Below are 2,220 nucleotides of genomic sequence, written 5' to 3' on the forward strand. Positions count from 1 at the left end.
CACCTGGCGCGAGGTCGCGGCACAGCTGGAAAGAACTTCCCGGCAGTCACAGAGATGATGGACAAAGCGGAGGCGGAGGGGCTGGCGTACTTCGGGTTCCCGGGAGCGCACCGGGTGAAAATCCACTCCACGAACACGCTGGAGCGCCTGAATAAAGAGGTGAAGCGGCGTTCCGACGTGGTGGGTATCTTACCCAATGAAGAGAGCATAACCCGGCTTCTGGGTGCGGTGCTGACGGAGCAGAACGAAGAATGGCTGTTGCAGAACCGCTACCTGCCGCAGCACAGCATGGCGGAGATAGAGCAGACCGCTGAAAACGATGTGATCGAGGCGCTGCCACTCAGCGCTTAACAGACATATTACCGGACCGGAAGGCTGGATCTGAATTTACACCACCTTGACGGACTCGACCATCTTTGTTTCGTTACTGTTTTTCATTTGGTAGTATCCATGGTTGTCCCTTCATGGGGTTAAATGGGTACAAGGCATGTAATTCAAGCCTTGTATTGACTACGGGACATTATATTGAGATATCGATTTTATGTCAATTACTCAAGGTGAAAAGTTGAAGCTGATTAGATTCTCTGAGCAACTGAATAAAAAGGAATTTATTGATTTAACAGGAATTAATTATGCTACATATCATGGTTACGAAAGTGATAAATCAAGGATGACACTTGATTCCGCTATAAGAATATTTGGTCATCCACGCTTCAATAAGTATCAGGATTGGTTTATGTACGACAAAATAGACCCTGCGCGCGGACAAATTGCTCCGCTTCTCGCACACTCTGTGCAAGAAAAAACAACCTCATCCCGCTAAAGAAAGACAACTGGCTAGATATCTATTACCTGTGGGCTGAGTGCCTTTGGGAACAATCAGTTAAGTACATCGGAGGGCTTTCTTATGGCTGTTAAGAAGCTCGAAGATGGTCGCTATGAAGTGGATGTACGTCCGCGGGGTCGCAATGGAAAGCATATCCGCAAAAAATTTGATCGTAAGGGTGATGCGCATGCTTATGAACGTAGCGTTATCGCAAAATACCAGAACAACGATTATCTCAGCCGTCCCGCTGATAAACGTCGCTTGAGTGAGTTTATAGAACTTTGGTGGGATCTGCTTGGCTGTAACCTGAAGTACTCAGAGCGCCGATTAAGCACTCTCAATAATAATGTGCAGCGATATGAATGATCCCATGATTTACCAGATTGATCCCCGTAGTCTTATCTCTTACCGTGCACAACGGCTGAGTCAGGGCATCAAGGCATCAACTCTTAATCACGATATATTTGCACTGAGTGGTGTTTTCAAAGCTATGGCTGAGGCTTCTGAGTTTCACGGAGAAAATCCTGTAGCGTCCCTTACGCCCCTGAAAGAAGCTCAAATCGAAATGTCGTATCTTACAACTGACGAAATTAGCAAGCTGCTTGAGATTGCTAAAGGCGATTACTATCGCATAGCTGTTTTATGCTTGGCTACTGGGGCGCGATGGGGAGAGGCGTATGATCTGAAAGGGGAAAATATCGTGCATAATAGTGTAATGTTCTCGCATACTAAAAATGGTGAAAGGCGTGTAGTTCCGATATCCCCCGATATTGCTGGTATTGTGAAGACGAGAGAATCGGGAAAACTATTCCAGGTTAGCTATAAAACTTTTCGCCGTCTGGTTAAAGAAGCAAAACCTAACCTGCCCATTGGGCAAGCAGTACATGCTCTTCGGCATACATTCGGAACGCATTTCATGATGAAAGGAGGAAACATTCTTGCATTACAACGTATTCTCGGCCATTCGGATATCTCTCAGACAATGACCTATGCTCATTTTTCTCCTAGTTACTTAGTGGAGGCTACAAGCTATAATCCGCTTACCAGGGTGTCCACATTTCGTCCACAGTAGGGGGGAATTAGTGGAGATTTCGGGGTCTTATGGGGAAGATAACTTATTGATATGAATCACATCGCCGATTTTGAATATAACCAGCATCCTCTAGGCGAGATGCGTCTGGTGAGCAGAGTCTTTGAAAGATAAGACCTTTCAATAACACGAAAGGCTAACTCATCAATATCTTTGCAACAGTGCCAAAAAGCGCCTTCACGGCACCTTCTTAATATTGGTGGGTCGTGCAGGATTCGAACCTGCGACCAATTGATTAAAAGTCAACTGCTCTACCAACTGAGCTAACGACCCGATATGGTGGGTGATGACGGGCTCGAACCGC

At 46.1% G+C, this 2,220-nt stretch carries 1 protein-coding gene, 1 tRNA gene and 2 pseudogenes; 3 read left to right on the forward strand and 1 reads right to left on the reverse strand.

Features of this window, described 5'->3' with window-relative positions; genetic code table 11:
• The 3 genes and pseudogenes from BBW68_RS11700 to BBW68_RS11710 all read left to right on the forward strand — a co-directional run.
• A pseudogene (locus BBW68_RS11700) lies at positions 1-351 on the forward strand (transposase); the annotation flags it as partial.
• A 190-nt stretch (positions 352-541) separates the two neighbouring features.
• Positions 542-823, forward strand: coding sequence for a helix-turn-helix domain-containing protein (locus tag BBW68_RS11705; RefSeq protein WP_070135500.1), 282 nt, complete (start codon positions 542-544; stop codon positions 821-823).
• Between the two features lie 84 nt (positions 824-907).
• Positions 908-1,898, forward strand: a pseudogene (locus BBW68_RS11710) (phage integrase).
• Between the two features lie 215 nt (positions 1,899-2,113).
• Here the strand turns inward: BBW68_RS11710 and BBW68_RS11715 are convergent.
• Positions 2,114-2,189 (reverse strand) — tRNA-Lys (locus tag BBW68_RS11715).
• Positions 2,190-2,220 lie beyond the last annotated feature (31 nt).

Origin of the sequence: Candidatus Erwinia dacicola, from assembly GCF_001756855.1 — a bacterium.
GTDB classification, from domain to species: Bacteria; Pseudomonadota; Gammaproteobacteria; order Enterobacterales; family Enterobacteriaceae; genus Erwinia; species Erwinia dacicola.

Excerpts from the sequence above, each read along its gene's own strand:
- BBW68_RS11705 (WP_070135500.1), top strand. The coding sequence starts at position 542 with ATGTCAATTACTCAAGGTGAAAAGTTGAAGCTGATTAGATTCTCTGAG.